The 20,790-nt window shown below is 54.5% G+C and carries 12 protein-coding genes and 1 tRNA gene; 12 read left to right on the top strand and 1 reads right to left on the bottom strand.

What is annotated here, in order from left to right:
- Positions 1-16: 16 nt before the first annotated feature.
- From J4864_RS04520 to aspA, 8 genes are all read left to right on the top strand, one after another.
- Positions 17-1,651, top strand: coding sequence for a RagB/SusD family nutrient uptake outer membrane protein (locus J4864_RS04520; RefSeq protein WP_211813839.1), 1,635 nt, complete (start codon positions 17-19; stop codon positions 1,649-1,651).
- A 45-nt stretch (positions 1,652-1,696) separates the two neighbouring features.
- Complete coding sequence (locus J4864_RS04515) at positions 1,697-2,878, top strand: SusE domain-containing protein (RefSeq protein WP_211796813.1); 1,182 nt, start codon at positions 1,697-1,699, stop codon at positions 2,876-2,878.
- Between the two features lie 82 nt (positions 2,879-2,960).
- A complete protein-coding gene (locus J4864_RS04510) occupies positions 2,961-3,968 on the top strand; it encodes an Outer membrane protein SusF domain-containing protein (RefSeq protein WP_004353278.1) in 1,008 nt (335 codons plus the stop codon).
- 346 nt (positions 3,969-4,314) lie between these two features.
- Positions 4,315-6,330: an alpha-amylase family glycosyl hydrolase gene (locus tag J4864_RS04505; RefSeq protein WP_211813838.1), complete on the top strand. Its 2,016-nt coding sequence runs from the start codon at positions 4,315-4,317 to the stop codon at positions 6,328-6,330.
- A 514-nt stretch (positions 6,331-6,844) separates the two neighbouring features.
- The gene (locus tag J4864_RS04500; protein WP_211813837.1) at positions 6,845-8,164 is read left to right on the top strand and encodes an anaerobic C4-dicarboxylate transporter family protein; all 1,320 of its coding nucleotides are present in this window, start codon (positions 6,845-6,847) and stop codon (positions 8,162-8,164) included.
- 108 nt (positions 8,165-8,272) lie between these two features.
- Entirely contained in the window at positions 8,273-9,328 is a 1,056-nt protein-coding gene (locus J4864_RS04495; protein ID WP_211813836.1) for a type II asparaginase, read from the top strand.
- Between the two features lie 164 nt (positions 9,329-9,492).
- The gene (locus tag J4864_RS04490) at positions 9,493-10,698 is read left to right on the top strand and encodes a porin (RefSeq protein WP_211813835.1); all 1,206 of its coding nucleotides are present in this window, start codon (positions 9,493-9,495) and stop codon (positions 10,696-10,698) included.
- A gap of 161 nt (positions 10,699-10,859) precedes the next feature.
- On the top strand, positions 10,860-12,272 hold the full coding sequence (gene aspA / locus J4864_RS04485) for an aspartate ammonia-lyase (RefSeq protein WP_211813834.1): 1,413 nt from the start codon (positions 10,860-10,862) through the stop codon (positions 12,270-12,272).
- A gap of 278 nt (positions 12,273-12,550) precedes the next feature.
- Here the strand turns inward: aspA and J4864_RS04480 are convergent.
- Positions 12,551-12,624, bottom strand: a tRNA-Asn gene (locus J4864_RS04480).
- 191 nt (positions 12,625-12,815) lie between these two features.
- Between J4864_RS04480 and J4864_RS04475 the strand changes: the two genes are divergently transcribed.
- The 4 genes from J4864_RS04475 to infB all read left to right on the top strand — a co-directional run bounded on the left by J4864_RS04475 (position 12,816) and on the right by infB (position 20,667).
- The gene (locus J4864_RS04475) at positions 12,816-14,564 is read left to right on the top strand and encodes a S41 family peptidase (RefSeq protein ID WP_211813833.1); all 1,749 of its coding nucleotides are present in this window, start codon (positions 12,816-12,818) and stop codon (positions 14,562-14,564) included.
- Positions 14,565-15,903: 1,339 nt separating this feature from the next.
- Complete coding sequence (gene rimP / locus J4864_RS04470) at positions 15,904-16,371, top strand: ribosome assembly cofactor RimP (RefSeq protein WP_040554896.1); 468 nt, start codon at positions 15,904-15,906, stop codon at positions 16,369-16,371.
- A 4-nt stretch (positions 16,372-16,375) separates the two neighbouring features.
- Positions 16,376-17,641, top strand: a complete 1,266-nt coding sequence (nusA, locus tag J4864_RS04465) for a transcription termination factor NusA (RefSeq protein ID WP_007369019.1) — start codon at positions 16,376-16,378, stop codon at positions 17,639-17,641.
- Positions 17,642-17,784: 143 nt separating this feature from the next.
- Positions 17,785-20,667 (top strand): translation initiation factor IF-2, encoded by a 2,883-nt coding sequence (gene infB, locus J4864_RS04460; RefSeq protein WP_211813831.1) that lies wholly within the window; start codon positions 17,785-17,787, stop codon positions 20,665-20,667.
- The last annotated feature ends 123 nt before the right edge of the window (positions 20,668-20,790 follow it).

The following is a 20,790-nucleotide window of genomic DNA, read 5'->3' as shown; positions in this document are numbered from 1 at the left end:
TTAAAGAGTTAAGACAATGAATACTAAATTCAAATATATGTTCTCTGCGGCAGCGCTTCTGCTGTCTGTAGGACTCTCCTCTTGTACGGGTGACCTGGATGTCAAGCCGATTGACCCGAACCTCAATACGAAGGAGAATACGCCGGCAGAAAGCTCGTTCAACAAGTGTTATGCCCACATTGCCATGGCCGGAAACGGCGGTGCCAACGGCGACAGTGATGTTGACGGTATCGACGGTGGTACGAGTGGTTACATCCGTCAGCTGTTCAACTCGCAGGAGCTGCCAACCGACGAGGCCATCTGCTCATGGGGCGACGAGGGTGTTGCCAACTTCAACTTCAACACCTACGATGCGTCCAACCCCATGCTGAAGGGATTTTATAACCGTCTTTGTGTGGGTATCACCTACTGCAACCAGTATCTGTCAGATTACGGCGACTACAACGCAACGATGTCGGCAGAGGTACGCTTCATCCGTGCGCTGAACTATTATTATCTGTTGGATGAATGGGGAAATGTTCCTTTCACGACAGCCATCTCTTCAACGAAACCTCCGCGTATCAAGCGTGCCGACCTCTACAAATGGCTGGTCAGCGAGCTGAAGGAGATTGAACAGGGACTGAACGAACCGCAGCCCAAGGTTTCTTCCACCCAGGGTTACGGCCGTGTTGACAAGGCAGCAGCCTGGCTGCTTCTGGCACGTCTCTACATGAATGCCGAGGTCTATACCGGCACTGCTGACTGGGCAGATGCGAAGACCTATGCCAAGAAAGTCATCGACTCTCCTTACAAGCTCTACACTGCGAAGAAGGGACAGTGGAGTGCCTACCAGCAGCTGTTCATGGGTGACAATGGTGAGAACGGTTCCTCCGTTGAGGCCATATTCCCGATTCTGCAGGATGGCAAGAAGACCACTTCATGGGGTACGACCCTCTTCCTCATGGCGGGTTGCAACGACAACAAGGAGCGTGTGAAGAGTGCCACGGAAAAGGGTAACAACACGACAGAAGGATGGGCCGGCAACCGTATGCGTCCCGACCTTGTACAGAAGTTCTTCCCGAACAACGATGCTCCCAATATCAGTGCATACGCCATGCCGGCGGCAGCCGACGACGACCGTGCCCTCTTCGACGGTGACGGACGCAACGTTACCAACGGCGATGATGAGAATGGCGTGAAGGTGTTTACCAACGGCTTCTCTGTCTGCAAGTTCAACAACTTCAAGACGGACGGTTCTGCCGGACACGATTCCAAGTTCCCTGATGCCGACTTCTTCCTTATGCGTGCTGCCGAGGCTTACCTGATGTATGCCGAGGCTGATGCCCGCCAGAACGGCGGCACGACGACCGCCGATGGTGCGAAGTACATCAACGAACTCCGCAGCCGTGCTCATGCAACGACCTATACAGCTTACTCTCTCCGCCAGATCTGCGACGAGTGGAGCCGCGAGTTCTACTTCGAGGGCCTGCGCCGTACTACGCTGATCCGCTTCGGCTATTTCGGCGGCAACGTCAACTACAACTGGAGCTGGAAGGGCGGCGTGAAGAACGGCCGTAACTTTGATGCTCATTTCAACCTCTTCCCGATTCCGACGAGCGACCTGACAGCCAACGGCAATCTGGCACAGAACCCAGGGTATTCATCGAAGTGACACGTACAGAACAATAGAAAGCAAAACGATTAAAGAACAATCAATATGAAATCAATAATAAAGTCATCATTGCTGTTGTGTGCAAGTGTGGCGCTGTTCTCTGCCTGCGAGAAGGATCTGGACAACAATCCGACCCTCCAGACACCGAAAACCTTCACGCTGAATACACCTGCATACGCAGCCCAGACAGTCGACCTGAAGGTTGCCAATGGCCTGAACTTCAGTTGGTCACAGCCGGATTACGGCTTCCCGGTATCGGCTGAGTACGGTATGCAGTTCTCTACCACCAACAAGTGGACGAAGTCTGTCGACCAGGTGGTGGATATGGATAGCGAGCGGGGCGACTATGCGCCTGTAGGTTCGCCGACAACGACTTGCTCTACATCGGTCTCTGCTGCCGACCTTGCTACGGCCGTCGAGAAGATGGAACGTTATGAAGAGGGAAAGGTTCCTGCCAGCCAGGAACTTTATGCGCGTGTCTATTCATTGGTGAAAGGTGATACCATTTACTCCAATCCGGTGAAGGTGAGCGTTGCTCCTTACTATGTTGAACTTTCCGACGCACCGGTCGAGACGTGGTACCTCGTCGGCGGATCGTTCGGTGACGGTTCCTGGGGCAACAGTCAGGTGGTTCCATTGCTGCCTATGGAGGGCCAGGAGTATGACAAGAAGACCGGAAAGGGTGTCATCTCCTGGACGGGTTACCTGTCAACAGCCGGCTTCAAGCTGAAGAAGAATCCTTCAAGCTGGAATGACGGTCAGGTCGGTCAGGGTGCAAGCTTCGGCGACTTCAAGTACAACGACGGTGGTTCCGGAGATATTATAGTTCCGGAAGCAGGTTACTACACAATCACTTACGATACGAAGAATTTGAAGTTGAAAATCGAGAAGTACACGGGAGCAGCACCTACTGCCTATGCCTCGATGGCACTTCCAGGCAAACATGACAGCTGGAATGCTGCCGGCGGCACGCCGCTGACAGCCGAGACCTCGGTCGTTGAGAACCATGACTGGAAGGGTACCGTGACCTTCACGGAGAAGTCTACCGGTGCCGACGGCGAGGGCTGCAAGTTCGCTGCCAACGGGGCCTGGGACGACAACTGGGGTGCTGAGGCGTTCCCTTATGGTGTTGCCACCAAGGGTGGAAAGAACATCCGTAACAAGAAGGGCACCTACACGGTCTACTTCAACGATATTACGGGTCAGTATTCTTTTGTAAAGCAATAGTTTATTAAGGATGATTACAGGGGACGTGCCGGCAGGCACAACCATGGCGGCGCGTCCTCCTCACATAACAAGAAGAATCGAAATGAAGAAATTGTTTATCATGGCAAGTGCCGCATTGCTGCTGGCAAGTTGCGGCAGCGATGAATATGAAGAGTGGGCTAAGCCACAGGCCAACGGTGCAGAGACAGCCGGCGAAGTGAAATTTACCGTCGCTGAAGCACCGGCCATCGATTTCAAGACGGAGACGGCCGACTCAGTCCAGCTGTTCGTTCCGACGTTGGTTTCTGCAGATGCCGTAACTTCTCAGACGTTGACGGCCGTACTCTCCAGCAACAGCAAGACGGCGACACTGAATGCCAGTGAGGGCGGAAAGGTGAAGAGCTCAGAACTCGTCTCTGCCGTAGAGAACCTCTATGGCAAGAACGGCGACCTGCACGAAGTGGCTGTCGCTGTTACGAACAAGGTGAGACTGCAGCGTGGCGAGGGCTTTTCACTCACACAGAACGTGAAGGCAAAGGTCACCTGTGTCGCACCGGCTTTCACGCAGTATCTGTACATGTCGGGCGATGCCAACGGCTGGTCGTTCAGCAATCCGCTCTATAGCCCTGATGCCGACGGCAAGTACACGGGCTTTATGTACCTCAACCAGAACGGCTTTAAGTTCGCTACCCAGCAGGACTGGAACGGTACGGATTATGGCGAAGGACTCGTCGAGAAAGGTGGCAACATCGTCATGACAGAGCCTGAGGGCTTCTACAAGGTGGATGTCGACCTCACGTCACAGGCGCTTACCTACACTGCTATCAACCGTGTCGGTGTCATCGGTTCTGCAACAGCAGGCGGATGGGACAGCGACCAGGCAATGACCTACAACGCAACAGACAAGTGCTGGGAAATCAAAGGCATCACACTGACCGAGGGTGAGATGAAATTCCGTGCCAACGAAGCCTGGGATTTAGACTGGGGCGGCTCATTGGCCGACATTACTCTCAAGGGCGGCAATATCAAGGTTGCAGCCGGTAAGTACAACATCAAACTCTACCTTCTGTGTGATACCAAGTCTCATTGCACAATGGAAGTAGCTCCATAAATACAGGATTTATAAATTGAGAAAGAGGTGTATCGGTGTGAAAGCTGATGCACCTTTTTTGTTGGGCGAATGAGACGGATGGAACGTTTCTTTGGGGGATGTCGGTGGAAACCCGCACAGAATTGAAAATACGAGTGCAAACGTTTGCATCAAGATTTTGCATGGCAGAAGAGCAATATGTCGTGTGGCAGATGATTAATGGTTACCTTTGTACCTACTGACAATGGCTGAATGTGTCATTTAGAGTATGGGATATATCGGAGTGTTGCGGGGGAGTCTTTTATCCCCTTGACTCCTTTTATTCTTCCTGACTCCAGAAACAGACGAACTAAAAATTGAGATCTATATGAAACGAATGTTAGCAGGTGCATTTACTTTGGCACTTTCTCTCTGTTCTATGGCACAGGGGGTACAGGGCTGGCCGGCCGGCTACGGCGGCGTGATGCTGCAGGGCTTCTACTGGGATTCATTCGACGACTCCCAATGGACGGTGTTGGAGAAGAAAGCCGACGATTTCGCCGGCTGCTTCGACCTTGTATGGGTGCCGCAGAGCGGCAAGGCGGCTGCATCGAAGTCGATGGGCTATGATCCGCTTTATTACTTCAACCAGAACTCCTCGTTCGGTACGGAGGCGGAGCTCCGCAGCATGATAAAAACTTTCAAGGCAAAAGGCATCGGGACCATCGCCGATGTCGTCATCAACCATCACGGCACGAACAGTGGCTGGTTCGGCTTCCCTGCCGAGGCCTACAAGGGGGTGACTTATCAGCATCAGTCAACGGATGTCTGCGCCAACGACGACAATGGCAAAGCTGCCGCTGAGGCCCGCCGTACAGGGGTGCAGCTCAGTACGAACGATGACGAAGGAGAAGGATGGGACGGTATGCGCGACCTCGACCACAAGCAAGCGAACGTGCAGAAAATCGTGAAGGCATACGAGAATTACCTGCTCAACGATCTCGGTTATGCCGGCTTCCGTTATGACATGGTTAAGGGCTTTGCCGGTTCGCACATCGGCGACTATAATACGGCTGCCAACGTGAAGTACTCTGTCGGCGAGTACTGGGACGGCAATACCAATACGGTGAAGTCGTGGATCGACGCCACCGGCAAGAAGAGCGCAGCCTTCGACTTCGCCTTCCGCTATACGGTGCGTGATGCCGTCAATGCCGACGACTGGCAGAAGCTCGCAGGGGCATCGGGGCTTACGGTCGAGGATGGGAAGTACCGGCAGTATGCCGTCACCTTTGTCGAGAACCATGATATGCAGTATCGTTCGGCTTCCGAACCTCAGGACCCCATCCGCCGGGACACGCTTGCCGCGAATGCCTATCTGCTGGCAATGCCGGGCACACCTTGTGTGTTCTATGCCCATTACCTGGCTTATCCGAAGGAAATCAAGGCGATGATCGCCGCCCGCAAGCTGGCTGGCGTGACGAATATGAGCAGCTATCTGCCCTACCGTTCCTCGAAAGACTACTATGCAAATACCGTCGAGGGAACGAACGGCAAGCTGCTGGTGGTTGTCGGCAAGGGTGCCAACGGGCTGTCTGTATCCCCGGGGCGTTATGCAAAGCTGCTCAGCGGCTATCACTATGCTTACTATCTCGCCCGTGAGGCAGAAACGCCATGGGCGGACAAGGCAAGCGGTACGTATGAGACAGAGGACTTGAAAGTAAAGCTGACGGCTGTGTCAGCTCATGCGGATGCCAGGCTTGTTTATACAACGAACGGTACGACACCCACGGCTGGCAGCACACGGGTAGCTTCAGATACGGAGATAACCATCCCCGAGGGTGAGACGACCTTGAAGGTGGCACTGCTCGTCAATGGAGTTGTGGGCAAGGTCATTACCCGCTCCTACAAGGTGAAACGCCCCGTACCGTTCACGCCGCAGACCATCCGGGTCTATGTGAATGCCGATAAGGTGGGCTGGAACAGCTACGTGAACTATCACTCCTGGGGCGGCACGCACAAGGGTACGGCGTGGCCGGGCGACCGTGTGACGACAGCGGAAACCAAAGACGGAAAGAAATGGTACTATAAGGACTATACCCTCAACAATGCAGACGACTACGTGAACTTCGTGTTCAGCATCGGAACAGCAGCTACTGCGAGCGACAACCAGACGCTGGATGTCGAGCGGGTGAAGAAGACCTCCTACTTTGAAATCTCCTCAACGAAGGAGAACGGGAAGTTTACGCTTACTGACAAGACGGCTGCCATGGGCATTAACAATGTGCAGGCTGGCAGGAATGTGGCAGACAGTGCTTATTATACACTCTCTGGCCAGCGGCTCTCCGCCCGTCCGGTGCAGCGCGGCATTTATATCCATGCCGGGCGGAAGATAGTCATCCGGTAGGGAATCTGCCGCGTCGGGAGACATGAGGACAAGACAACGATTCAAGTAATATTTTAATGAGACAAGCAATGGCGGGCACGTGTGTGTCCGCCTTTTTTGTGACAGGACCGTCAGGCTGGATGCAGTGACAAGGTCTTTCACAGGGTGAAGACACACATGGGAAGAGGTCTCGTCGGCGGGTGTTGTCTTCAGAACGCTGCATCCGATAATTCCTTGTCGGTCGGGAACATCATTCCCAGCCGTTGGGAACAGGTTTCCCAGGCGTTGGGAACTTGGTTCCCAACCGGTTGGGAATTTCTGTCTGTGCAGCCTGCTGACGGTTTCTTTTTGCACCTTCAGATAATCAAAGTGTCACATCTTCTGTTCCGTCCGGCTCGGAATCGGCGGGAGAGGTGGCTTTGTGAAGCTAAAGTTTGTTAAACCGTCTGTTTTTGCTGATTGGTTTTAGAAAGCTATTGATATTTTTCCTATATTTGCGATGTGGATCCATTACACGCCATTCAAGACACTGCTTATGGCAACAGCACTGGTTATCATAGAACTGCTGATCGTCTTGTCCTTGATTTTCATCGGCACACGTATCGGAGGCATCGGGCTGGGAGTCTTTGGCATGGTGGGAGTGTTTGTCCTTGTCTACGGCTTCCACCTCCCGCCCGGCACGGCCCCCGTTGACGTCATGATGATCATCGTGGCCGTCATTACGGCGGCCTCAGCCCTTCAGGCATCAGGCGGTCTGGACTATCTTGTGGGGGTAGCGGCAGGGTTTCTCCGGAATCATCCGGATCACATTACTTATTTCGGGCCGATCATCTGCTGGCTGTTCTGTGTCGTGGCGGGTACTGCCCATACATCCTATTCTCTGCTGCCGATTATATCGGAGGTTGCGCAGACCAATAAGATACGTCCGGAGCGTCCGCTGAGCCTCAGCGTGATAGCGGCCTCGCTCGGCATCACCTGCAGTCCTGTGAGTGCGGCCACGGCGGCACTGATCAGCCAGGACCTGCTGGGAGCCAAGGGGGTAGAACTGGGGACGGTGCTGATGGTCTGTGTGCCGACGGCCTTCCTGTCTATACTTGTCGCTGCGTTCGTAGAGAACCATGTCGGCAAGGAGCTGGAGGAGGATCCGGAGTATAAGCGGCGGGTGGCTGCCGGCCTCATCAGTCCGGATGAAGTTCGGGAGGCGGGTGTCGTGGCCGGGACGGAGAACAGTCGGGTGGCGAAGCGTTCTGTCCTTGCCTTCCTGTTCGGTGTAGCACTGGTAGTGGTCTTCGGATTCTTTCCAGGGCTTCGTCCGGAGGGTGTGTCGATGAGTCAGACGATAGAGATGATCATGATGTCTGATGCCGCCCTGATACTGCTCGTCGGAAAGGGGAAAGTGGGGGATGCTGTCAATGGCAATATCTTCAAGGCAGGCATGAATGCGGTGGTCGCCATCTTCGGTGTAGCCTGGATGGGCAACACCTTCTACATGGGCAACGAGAAAGTCCTGGATGCGGCCTTGTCTACCATGATCACTTCCGCACCGATCCTCTTTGCCGTGGCGCTTTTCCTGTTGAGCATCATGCTCTTCTCGCAGGCGGCGACGGTGACGACACTTTACCCTGTCGGCATTGCCTTGGGGGTGAATCCGCTGCTGCTCATTGCCATGTTCCCCGCCTGCAACGGCTACTTCTTCCTTCCGAATTATCCGACGGAGGTGGCGGCCGTCGATTTCGACAGGACAGGCACGACTCACGTGGGCAGGTATGTCGTCAACCACAGCTTCCAGCTGCCGGGGTTCATCACCACGGTGGTGTCCATCGGGCTGGGGGTGCTGGTGATACAGTTCCTGTAGGAGCAGGATGTGAAAGGATGTCTCTCCAAGGGATGCAGTTCGGCGGATGTATGCAGCCCTGCCCGCGCCTTTTCTGGCAAGTATGTTCAACTTATCAATTCCAATCTTATGAGAATATTCAAGATCACATCCCTGACCGTGATGGCGCTGGTGACGGCGACTGTCGTCATGGCGCAGAAACCGCGGATCCGCATCGTCGCCACAGGAGGAACCATCGCCGGTGTTTCGGCATCGGCTACAAGCTCCGCATACGGTGCAGGACAGGTGGGTATCCAGACACTGATAGAGGCCGTGCCGCAGGTGAAGGACATTGCGGACGTGTCGGGTGAGCAGCTCGTCAACATCGGCAGTCAGGATATGAACGATGAGGTATGGCTGAAGCTCGCCAGGCGGGTGAACGACCTCTTGAACAAGGAAGGGTATGACGGTGTGCTGATTACGCACGGCACTGATACTATGGAGGAAACCGCTTACTTCCTGTCCCTGACGGTCCACTCTGACAAGCCCGTTGTCCTTGTCGGGGCCATGCGCCCCTCGACGGCTATCAGTGCTGACGGGCCGGCCAACCTCTACAACGGCGTCTGTACGCTCGTCGACCCGTCTTCAAAAGGACATGGCGTGATGGCCTGCATGAACAACGAACTGTTTGAAGCCAAGGCGCTCGTCAAGACCCATACGACAGACTGTGCTGCTTTCAAGGGCGGTCTCTACGGTGAGATGGGGTATGTCTACAACGGCCGGCCTTATTTCCTCCACACGCCGGTTGCGAAGCAGGGGATGACTTCGGCGTTCAACGTTGACAACGTAACCGCGCTCCCTAAGGTGGGAATCGTCTATGGCTATGCCAACTGTTCTCCGCTGCCGATGCAGGCGTTTGTAAATGCGGGGTTCGACGGCATTGTCCTTGCCGGTGTCGGCGACGGCAATTTCTACAAAGACGTGTTCGATGTCGCCCTGAAGGCGCAGAACGGCGGCATTCAGATTGTCCGTTCGAGCCGTGTGCCGTTCGGCCCTACCAACCTGAACGGAGAGGTCGACGATGCCAGGTACCATTTCGTCGCCTCCCTGAATCTGAATCCGCAGAAGGCGCGCATCCTGCTGATGCTGGCTTTGACCAAGACCCGGGACTGGCAGACAATCCAGCAGTACTTCAATGAGTATTAGGAAGCCGGCAGTGTAGGGCTGCCTGCCCGTCCCGCCCGTCCCTGTCCCCCGTTGCCTCCCATTATCTCCCCCGTCCCCCCCCTATCACCGCTTATCCCTGCTTATTACCGCCTTTCATCACCTATCACCGCCTATAAATATCAATCCTCAAACACCACAACAATATGAAAAAGGCCCTATTATGTACCTGTCTGCTTGCCCTCTCTCTGGTGGCAGAGGCACAGGACAATCACGGTTACGGCTCCGGTGACGGACAGTTCAAGTCGTTGGCTGAAGAGATAGCCGGACTGAAGAAACACAATGACATGTTCAATGTCTACATCAATTATGCTGCCAGCGCACAGGCACAGTCGGATGCTGACCACACGTGGGGAACCGCTTTTGCCAACAAACAGCTTCGTCTGGAGATAAAGGGTAACCTGACCGACCGGCTTTACTACCGGTTCCGCCATCGGCTGAACAAGTCGAACGTCGCCAGTGGGGAGGATAACTTCGCCAAGGCGACCGACATCATGATGGTCGGGTACAGGTTCTCCGACAAGTTCAGGCTGGAAGGCGGAAAGACTACCCAGGCTTACGGCGGCTTCGAGTATGACGAGAACCCGATGTATATCTATGAATTTTCGGAAGTGGGCGGAACGCTGGATACCTATATGGCCGGTGTGACGGCGGCTTTCAGGCCGGTTCCTACACAGGAGTTCGTCTTGAATGTGACCAATTCCCACAATGAGAAATTCGAGGAGGTGTACGGTGGCAATGCGCTTGCCGTCGAGGCTGACGGAACCCATGTGAGGGCATTGGAGAAACCGCGCAACCCGCTTGCCTACATCGTCAACTGGAATGGCAGCTTCCTGAACGACAGGCTGCAGACCCGCTGGTCGCTGGGGCTGCAGGGAGAGGCGCACCACAAGTACAGCCGCACGCTCTTCCTGGGGCAGAAGCTGAATCTGGACAGGCTGCAGTGGTATTTCGACTATATGGGTGAGTTCGACGGATTGGACCGTCTGGGAATCGCGACAGGTGAGATAGCACCTTCTATTACAGGATTCACAGGCAAAGTCTGGCTCAGCGACGTTCATTACAACTCGTTCGTGACGAAACTCAACTGGCAGTTTGCTCCGCAGTGGAATCTCATGCTGAAGGGATCGTATGAAACGGCGAGCGTGACGAAGATCGAGAACCTCAAGGACTTCCGCAAGTGTTACAGCTATGTCGGCAGTGTGGAGTACTATCCTATTAAGAGCCAGGACCTGCGCCTCTTCCTCGCCTATGTGGGCAGAAAGGTGACCTACAAGGAGGGATTCGGCCTCGACAAGTACAATACCAACCGCATCGAACTGGGCTTCATGTACAGGATCAAGGCCTACTAAACGTGGAGCCGGATGCGGGAGAGGATGCCGGACGTGTAGCTCTCTGGGCGTTGTGTGCGCACCATGGGTGGACACCGGCATCCATATAACAAGACGGAGGGGTGCAGACCCTCTTCCGCCAGGCAATAGAATCACAAAACTAACTTTATCAATTAAAAATCATGGAAGAAAAGAAATTTCGTGTAGAGAGCGATCTTCTGGGTGAACTGAAAGTGCCGGAGGAGGCTTATTACGGTGTGCAGACACAGCGTGCCATCAACAACTATCACATCTCGCGCAAGCGTATGTGCGACTATCCCGACTATGTCGTGGCCATTGCGTACGTCAAGCTGGCTGCCGTGGAGACCAACCGCCAGCTGGGTGAAATCAGCGATGAGGTGGCTGATGCGATGGCACAGGCATGCCGGGAAATCATCGCCGGAAAGATGCACGAGAATTTTGTGACTGACATGGTGCAGGGCGGTGCCGGCACATCCGTCAACATGAATGCCAATGAAGTGATTGCCAACCGTGCCTGCGAAATCATGGGACACAAGAAAGGCGAGTTCCAGTACTGTGCGCCCAACGACCATGCCAACTGCGGACAGTCTACCAACGATGTCTATCCGACGACTATCCGCCTGACCCTCATCCTTCTGAACAAGAAGCTGATAGAACACCTGAACCTGTTGATCGACGCCTTCCGAAAGAAGGGAGAGGAGTTCAAGAACGTCATCAAGATGGGACGCACACAGCTGCAGGATGCTGTGCCGATGACAAGCGGACAGGAGTTCAATGCCTTTGCGAATACGCTGGAGGAAGAGGTTGCCAACCTCAACCGCAATGCGGCCCTCCTGCATGAAATCAACATGGGCGGTACGGCCATCGGCACGGGGTTGAACGCTGCCCCGGGCTTCCCGAAGATCTGTGCCCAGAAGCTCAGCGAACTCACCGGCATGGAGTTTGTCGCCGGTACCGACCTCGTTGAGGCGACACCTGACACGGGTGCATACGTCAGCTATTCCAGCGCGCTGAAACGTCTGGCCGTCAAGCTGTCCAAGATCTGCAACGACCTCCGCCTCCTGGCTTCCGGTCCCCGTTGCGGCCTGAACGAGATCAACCTTCCCCCGATGGCACCGGGCTCAAGCATCATGCCGGGTAAGGTGAATCCTGTTATTCCCGAGGTGACCAACCAGACCTGCTTCAAGGTCATCGGCAACGATACGACGGTCATGATTGCTGCCGAGGCCGGTCAGCTGCAGTTGAATGTCATGGAGCCGATCATTACGGAGTGTCTGATCGAAGACTTGACATGGCTGCCGAATGCCATGGATACCCTGCGTGAGAAGTGCATCAACGGTATTACCGTGAACAAGGAGCGTTGCCTCGAAATGGTAAAGCATTCCATCGGCATCGTAACCGCCTTGAATCCTTATATCGGCTACAAGAACAGCACGAAGATCGCCAAGGAGGCGCTCGAAACCGGCGGGTCGGTCTACGACCTCGTGCTCGACCACAAGCTGCTGTCCAAGGAGAAGCTGGATGCCATCCTCTCTCCCGAGCACATGCTCAAATCGGAGGAACTCGTGAAGTAAACGGCAGGACCGAGGGTGTGTAAGCCCCCGATTCCGGCTAAAGACAGCTGTCATTTATAAAGAACAACCGCTACCAACGAGTTGGCAACTCGGTGATAGCGGTTGCTTGGGTGTTTATGAGAGGTGGAAACGGTCAAACAGGATGGGAGGTCTTCCTGAATCCGGGGGGTGCCCCCGACTTCCGTTCTACTGAGACCTTCGGTTCGCCGGTGCGGCATCTGCTGCTGTTGTGTCTGGGGGAAAAAAAGAAGGAATCACTCTCGTAATTCCTTCGCGTGCGCTCCAGGATGGGCTTGAACCAACGACCCCCTGATTAACAGTCAGGTGCTCTAACCAACTGAGCTACTGAAGCATTTTCTGCTTGTTTCTTGTAAGCGGTTGCAAAGGTACTATGTTTCTCCGAACCTACCAAATGTTTTTGAAGAAAAATTCAATGAAACCGTATTTTTCTGTATTTTCCTGCCTCGCACGCAGTGTTTTCCATTATAATAGTGTACTTTTGCCGCATTGTAACCGCATTAAGTAACAAACAAACGACAAGCAATGAAAAAACTCTTCCTGGCATTCGGGCTCTGGCTTTGTGCTTGGGGCAGTACCGTGATGGCACAGAACCCTGCAGACAAGGAACATAACTTCAAGGTGGCGAAGAATCTCGAGACCTTTTCTGCCATCTATAAGTATCTTGACATGATGTATGTCGACACGCTGGATGCCGATGAGGTGGTCGGTAACGGCATCAATTATATGCTGCACTCACTCGACCCCTACACGGTCTATTACCCGGAGGAGAAGGTCAAGGACCTGGACCTGATGATTTCCGGGAAGTATGCCGGCATCGGTGCGCTGATCCGCTATAACTTCGCCCTGAAGAATGTCGTCATCGACGAGCCGTATGAGCACATGCCTGCTGCGGAAGTGGGGCTGAAGAAGGGAGACATTGTCCTTGCCATCGGCGACTCGACGATGGCGGGGAAGGATGTGGCTTACGTCAGCAGCCATCTGCGGGGTGATGCCGGGACGACATTCCTCCTGACCATTCGCCGGCCCTCCACGAACAAGAAGATGAAAATCAGGATTACACGCCGTGCCATCCAGCTCCCTGCCGTGCCCTATTATGGGGTGCAGGAAGGAGGGGTAGGGTATCTCGACCTGAACTCCTTTACGACTGACTGTTCGAAGGATGTCCGCCGCGCCTTCCTCGACATGAAGAAGCAGGGGATGACTTCGCTGGTCTTCGACCTGCGCAACAACGGCGGCGGCAGTCTGCAGGAGGCCATCAACATCGTCAATATGTTCGTGCCGAAAGGCCTTACCCTGGTGAAGACCGTGGGCAAGATGGAACGTGCGAACAAGGAATACAAGACGACCGTAGAACCCATCGACACCGTCATGCCTATCGTCGTGCTGGTCAACGGCGAGACGGCAAGCGCCAGCGAGATTACCAGCGGCAGCCTGCAGGATCTGGACCGTGCCGTCGTCCTCGGTACGCGCACCTATGGGAAGGGACTCGTGCAGGCCTCGATGAATCTCCCGTACAATGCCAGCCTCAAGCTGACGACCAGCAAGTATTACATTCCCAGCGGGCGGTGCATACAGGCCATCAACTACAAACACGCCAACGGCGGCTATACCGAGCATATACCCGACTCGCTGACGCACGTCTTCCATACGGCTGACGGGCGGGAGGTGCGCGACGGCGGCGGCATCAAGCCCGATGTGGAGGTGCTCCCCGACTCGCTGCCGAACATCGCTTTCTACCTCGCTTCGTCCGGACGCGACTCTACGGAGGTGATGTGGAACTGGGAACTGCAATACCTGAAGAAGCATCCTTCCATCGGGCCGGCAAAGACATTCGTCCTCTCCGATGCCGACTATGAGGACTTCAAGCAGACGGTGCTGAAGAGCGGATTCAAGTACGACCGTGAAAGCCGGAAATACCTGGAGAACCTCGTCAAGCTGGCCAGGTTCGAGGGATATTACGAAGATGCGAAACCCGAGTTTGACGCATTGGAAAAGAAGCTGAGCCACAACCTTGCCAAAGACCTCGACTACAACAGGCAGACGCTGAAGAAACTGCTGACAAGCGACCTCGTGTCGGCCTATTACTACCAGCGCGGATCGATTGAAAACAGTCTGCAGTTTGACAAGCAGTGGAAAAAGGCTGTGGAGATTCTGCAGAACCCGGCGGAATACAGAAAGCTGCTGCAGCCGTCTGCGGACCGTCTGGTCGTGAAGGCGGAAACGGCAGCGGGGGCAGCTGTCGACGCCAAGGCGAAGCCCAAGGTGAAGTAAGGAGAAATCTCTTGGCGACCGGATGAGGCTTACAGGACTGTCGGGGCTTGTAAGCCTCATTTTTTCATTGTACCTTCTGGATTGCCATGGCGTACAGCCGCAGTCTTGCAGCCGTTGTCCTTTGTGACGGCAGGGAGGAGATGCCTGGGTGGCCGGCCCTCCTGCGAGGAGGATGCGACTTGCTTTCCTGCCGTTTCCGCCGTGCGGATGTTCAAGGCGGTATCGCCGCAGATTTTTCACGTGAAGAAGGGTGTGTCTTGTTGCTGTCCTGTAAACATCTGCCGTATAAACGGGTCATGCTCTCTTGCAATCCGTATGACTGTGACAGGAACGAGCCTGGCTTCCTGCCGATGTGCTGATATCTGACACCAGCCGTGTCAAGGGTCTGCACGGTTGCGGTCTGTCGCCCGGATGGAGACGGCTTGCAAGTAAAGACCAAAGGGCAGGGCGCTTTGTTGGATGAGGGGGGCTTGCTTTTCCGAAGCCAATGAGGGAGGAGCGGTGGAAAGGAAGCCGCATGGCGAAATCATCAAAGGCATACTTCCACGGCTGTCCCTCTCCATGCCGAAGTCCTGTCTGGATCCCGTCTAAATCGCTTGTCAGCTGATAAAAAAGGTTCTTCCGTTGAATGCGTGGATTGGAAATAGGATAAAAGCTTATGCACTTGCATGGGATGACTGTCCAAAATCAGAGGAGCTTCAAAGGAGGCTAAACTGCAAAGTAAGATGCAGTAAAGGCGAATGGATACGAAGCCTGTCCATCAGCAGGTCTTTCCGTCTTCTACAAACAACTGATTCCCCTGTCATCGGTATTTGTAAACTGTTTTCATGCAGTCCAAAGCAACACATGCCCTTTTGGCTTCTGAAAGATGCCTGATTGACTTACAATCGGTGCTCTTTTAGAGCGTTACCAACGCCCTTTTGAGGTCCAATCAGGCACCTTTTTGAAACGGCTTGACAACCAATTGATTTACTGCTGGTTGCAGACTTGCTTTTTGTACGTGTTTCCTATATCTGCTGATGATTTATCTGAGATTATGTAATGGTTTTTCAAAAGCCTGTCTGTGTTTTCAACCTGTTAAAATGAAAAGGCTCTTGTATCGGAGGAGGATAACAGGATAGACAGCTGACGGTCTTGGCTATGTTTTTGTTTAGTGATTAACTTCGGGTCTTCCGTTAAAGCTATGCGGAAAGCATCCACGCATTTCCACGCATTTAACGGAAGAACCATAAAAAAGCCGTAAAACATTTGGTGTATGACGAAAATAGTCGTAACTTTGCACACGTTCAGAGGAATGAGGGGCTTTCAACAGTCCCTCATTTTTCATATTAAAACGCTTATGATAGACAAAAACGTTGTAAAAAGTCTCGTTGACGAGTGGCTGGAAGGCAAGGAATACTTCCTGGTCGACATTCAAATCAGTCCCGACGACAAAATCGTCGTGGAGATCGACCATGCCGATGGGGTGTGGATTGAGGATTGCGTGGAGCTGAGCAGGTACATCGAGGACCGTCTCTCCCGGGATGAAGAGGACTACGAACTGGAGGTCGGCTCCGCCGGTCTGGGGCAGCCTTTCAAAGTGCCGCAGCAGTATCAGAACTTCATCGGAAAGGAAGTCGAGGTGCTGGATAAAGACGGAAAGAAAGTCAAAGGCGTGTTGAAGAGCGTCGACGGCAACGACTTCGTTGTGGCCGTCAACGAAAAGGTACACGTGGAAGGCAAGAAGCGTCCGGTGAAGATGGACGTGGACCATGCGTACAAGATGGATGAAGTAAAATACACAAAATACATAATAAGTTTCAAGTAAAGCTATGGCAGCAAGAAAAACAGAAGAAGAGCGTCCGAACATGATCGAGACCTTCAAGGAGTTCAAGGACACCAAGAGCATCGATCGTACCACTCTGGTGAGCGTGCTGGAAGAGAGCTTCCGCAACGTGCTTGCCAAGATCTTCGGCAGCGACGAAAACTTCGACGTGATTGTGAACCCGGACAAGGGCGACTTCGAGATACACCGCAACCGTGTGGTCGTGGCTGACGGAGAGGTGGAAGACGAGAACAAGCAGATCAGCCTGACGGATGCACGCAAGATAGAAGACGACTACGAGGTAGGAGAGGACGTGAGCGAGGAGGTAGACTTCAACAAGTTCGGCCGCCGCGCCATTCTGAACCTGCGCCAGACACTGGCTTCCAAGATTCTTGAACTGGAGCACGACTCCTTGTACAATAAGTACAAGGACCGTGTCGGGCAGATCATCTCGGGCGAGGTCTATCAGACCTGGAAGCGTGAGGTGCTGCTCGTCGACGACGAGAACAACGAGCTGATCCTGCCCAAGGGCGAGCAGATCCCGCGCGACCAGTACCGCAAGGGCGAGACCGTCCGTGCGGTCATCCTGCGTGTGGACAACGAGAACAACAACCCGAAGATCATCCTCTCGCGCACGGCTCCGGAGTTCCTGGAGCGGCTGCTCGAGGCGGAAGTGCCGGAGATCAGCGACGGTCTGATTGCCATCCGCAAGATCGCCCGTATGCCGGGCGAGCGTGCCAAGATTGCCGTAGAGAGCTTCGACGACCGCATCGACCCGGTAGGAGCCTGTGTCGGTGTGCGCGGCAGTCGTGTCCACGGCATCGTCCGGGAACTCTGCAACGAGAATCTGGATGTCATCAACTGGACTGCCAATACGAAGCTGTTCATCCAGCGTGCCCTGTCTCCGGCAAAGGTCAGCAGCCTGAACGTCGACGAAGAGAACAAGAAGGCGGAAGTCTACCTGCAGCCGGAGGAGGTCAGTCTTGCCATCGGCCGCGGCGGCATGAACATCAAGCTGGCAAGCATGCTGACAGGTTATACCATCGATGTCTTCCGTGAACTGGATGAACAGAACGCCGAAGAGGATATCTATCTGGATGAGTTCTCTGACGAGATCGACCAGTGGGTCATCGATGCCATCAAGGGTATCGGGCTGGATACGGCACGGCAGGTGCTCAATGCCCCTCGGGAAATGCTGATAGAGAAGGCGGATCTGGAGGAAGAGACCGTAGACAACGTGTTGAGAGTATTGAAGTCAGAGTTTGAACAGTAAAAAGGTGATTGGTTGGTGGGTGATGGCTGTTGACTGAAAGCTAACGGGTGTGACTATTCAGCAACTCCATGTTCGGAACCCCTCTCTACCAAAAGGCATATCAACAATCAACAACCAACACCCAGCACCGTAAGATAAAGTTAATGAGCATCAGATTAAACAAAGCAATTCGAGAATTGAACATAGGACTCCAGACGGCAGTGGAGTTCCTGGAGAAGAAACAGGAGTTAGGCGAGGTGAAGAGCGACCTGAACTTCAAGCTGAGTGATGAGCAGTATCATGCACTCGTAGGAGCCTTCAAGAAGGACAAGGAGGTGAAGAAGGACGCTGCCAAGCTTTTCCAGAAGAAGCCGAAGGAGAAGAAGACTGCTGCGGACCACAGGGGCGAGACGCTTCTGAAGTCGGACAGACAGCAGTACACGCCAGTCGGAAAGATAGATCTCGACCAGCTGAACAGGCCGGCCGCCAAGTCATCTGCTGCTCCTGCTGAGAAGAAGGAAAGTCCTGCCCCGGCTGCTGCCGTAAGCCCTGTGCAGGAGAAGAAAGAGACTGCCGCCCCTGCTGCCGGTGATAAACCGGCGGAGAAGAAAGAGGAGACGAAAGCCGTTGCTGCGGAGAAGGAGCAGCCAGCCGAGACCTCCCGGACAGGGAAAACGGCTGTCCCCCAGAATGATGATGCAAAGACGGTCGCCCCGGCTGCAAAGGAGGAGGGGAAGACAGAACCGGAGAAGGCGGCCGCTGATGCACCGGTTAATTCAGCGGCTGTGGAAGAGAAGAAGGAGAACGGCCTTTTCCTGACCAAGAACGAGAAGAAGATCCTGAATACGCCGAAGGTAAACGTCCTGGGCAAGATCGACCTCAGCACGCTCAACCAGAGCACCCGTCCGAAGAAGAAGAGCAAGGAAGAGCGGCGCAAGGAACGTGAAGAGAAGTCCGGTCAGGGCGGCGGCCAGGGCAAGAAGAAGCGTGTCCGTATCAGCAAGGAACGTGTCGACATCAATGCCGCAGCCAATCAGCAGCAGAACCAGAACGGCAAGAAGGGCGGGAACAAGAACGGCGGAAACACCGGCGGAAAGAACAGCGGCAAGAAGAGCCGCAACCGTAATCAGAAACCGTTGGAGGTGGATGACGAGGCGGTAGCACGCCAGGTAAAGGAGACACTCGCCCGGCTGACAAGCAAGAGCCAGAACAAGAAGGGTGCGAAATACCGCAAGGAAAAGCGTGATGCCGTCCAGGAACGCCTGAGTGCCGAGGCCAAGGCCGAGCGCAAGGAAAGCAAGACGCTGAAGCTGACAGAGTTCGTTACCGTTTCCGAACTGGCGACGATGATGAATGTCCCGGTGACGAAGGTCATCTCCACCTTGATGTCCGTCGGCATCATGGTTTCCATCAACCAGCGGCTGGATGCCGAGACCATCAACCTTGTTGCCGACGAGTTCGGCTTCAAGACGGAGTATGTCAGTGCCGAAGTGCAGGAGGCGGTCAGCGAAGAGGAGGATGATGAGAACGACCTCGTTCCGCGTGCTCCTATCGTGACAGTCATGGGCCATGTCGACCACGGCAAGACCTCTCTGCTCGACCATATCCGCAACACCAACGTGATTGCCGGTGAGGCCGGCGGCATTACCCAGCACATCGGTGCGTACAGCGTGACGCTGGAGAACGGCCGCAAGGTGACGTTCCTCGACACGCCGGGTCATGAGGCGTTCACCGCCATGCGTGCCCGCGGCGCACAGGTGACGGATATCGTGATTATCATCATCGCTGCCGACGACTCGGTCATGCCTACCACCAAGGAGGCGATCGCCCACGCACAGGCTGCCGGCGTGCCGATGGTGTTCGCCATCAACAAGATTGACAAGCCGGGAGCGAACCCGGACAAGATACGCGAGGACCTGTCGCAGATGAACCTGCTCGTGGAAGAGTGGGGCGGCAAGTACCAGTGCCAGGAGATCAGCGCCAAGAAGGGACTGGGTGTGAACGACCTGCTCGACAAGGTGCTGCTCGAGGCGGATATGCTCGACCTCAAGGCCAATCCTAACCGCAAGGCGACGGGTACGATCATCGAGTCGTCCCTCGACAAGGGGCGCGGCTATGTCAGTACGGTGCTCGTGTCAAACGGTACGCTGAAAGTGGGCGACAATGTCATCGCCGGCACTTCATGGGGCCGTATCAAGGCCATGTTCAACGAGCGCAACCAGCGCATTGAGAGTGCCGGACCGGCTGAGCCGGCCATCATCCTCGGTCTGAACGGTGCGCCTACGGCCGGCGACACGTTCCACGTGATGGAGACCGAGCAGGAAGCACGCGAGATAGCCAACAAGCGTGAGCAGCTGCAGCGTGAGCAGGGCCTGCGTACACAGACCCGTCTTACCCTGTCGGATATTTCCCACCGCATCGCACGTGGAGAGTTCCATGAGATGAACATCATCGTGAAAGGTGATACGGACGGTTCTATCGAGGCTCTGTCCGATTCGTTCATCAAGCTGTCTACGGAGAAAGTCAAGGTGAATGTCATCAACAAGGCTGTCGGCCAGATTTCCGAAAACGATGTGATGCTGGCATCGGCTTCTGATGCGGTCATCGTCGGCTTCCAGGTACGCCCTTCGGCCGATGCACGCCGACTGGCCGACCGTGAGGGTGTCGAAATCAACACTTACTCGGTCATCTACGATGCGATCGATGATGTGAAGTCAGCCATGGTCGGTATGCTCGACAAGGTGAAGAAGGAGATTGTCACCGGTCAGGTGGAAGTCAAGCAGGTATTCAAGATTTCCAAAGTCGGGACTGTCGCCGGCGGTATGGTTACCGAGGGCAAGGTCCACAGCAAGGACAAGGGGCGTGTGGTCCGCGACGGTATTGTCGTCCACACAGCACCGATCGATGCCCTGAAACGTTACAAAGACGATGTGAAGGAAGTCGCCACAGGACTTGAGTGCGGTATATCTCTTGTCAACTACAACGACCTGCAAGTAGGAGACATCATCGAGACCTTCACGGAGATTGAGGTTGAACAGAAACTGTAAGAATAAAGAAAGCCGTCTTTTCTCCATCCGAGGAGTGAAGACGGTTTTTTCTTTGCGGTAACAAATGTTGCTGCCGGGAAGGTGGCATACAATTTGTCTGCCCATACCATATATATTAGCATT

This window comes from Prevotella multiformis, assembly GCF_018127985.1.
Taxonomy (GTDB): Bacteria; Bacteroidota; Bacteroidia; order Bacteroidales; family Bacteroidaceae; genus Prevotella; species Prevotella multiformis.
Note: the sequence above shows the minus strand (reverse complement) of the source record. Positions and strands in the feature narration are given on the sequence as shown.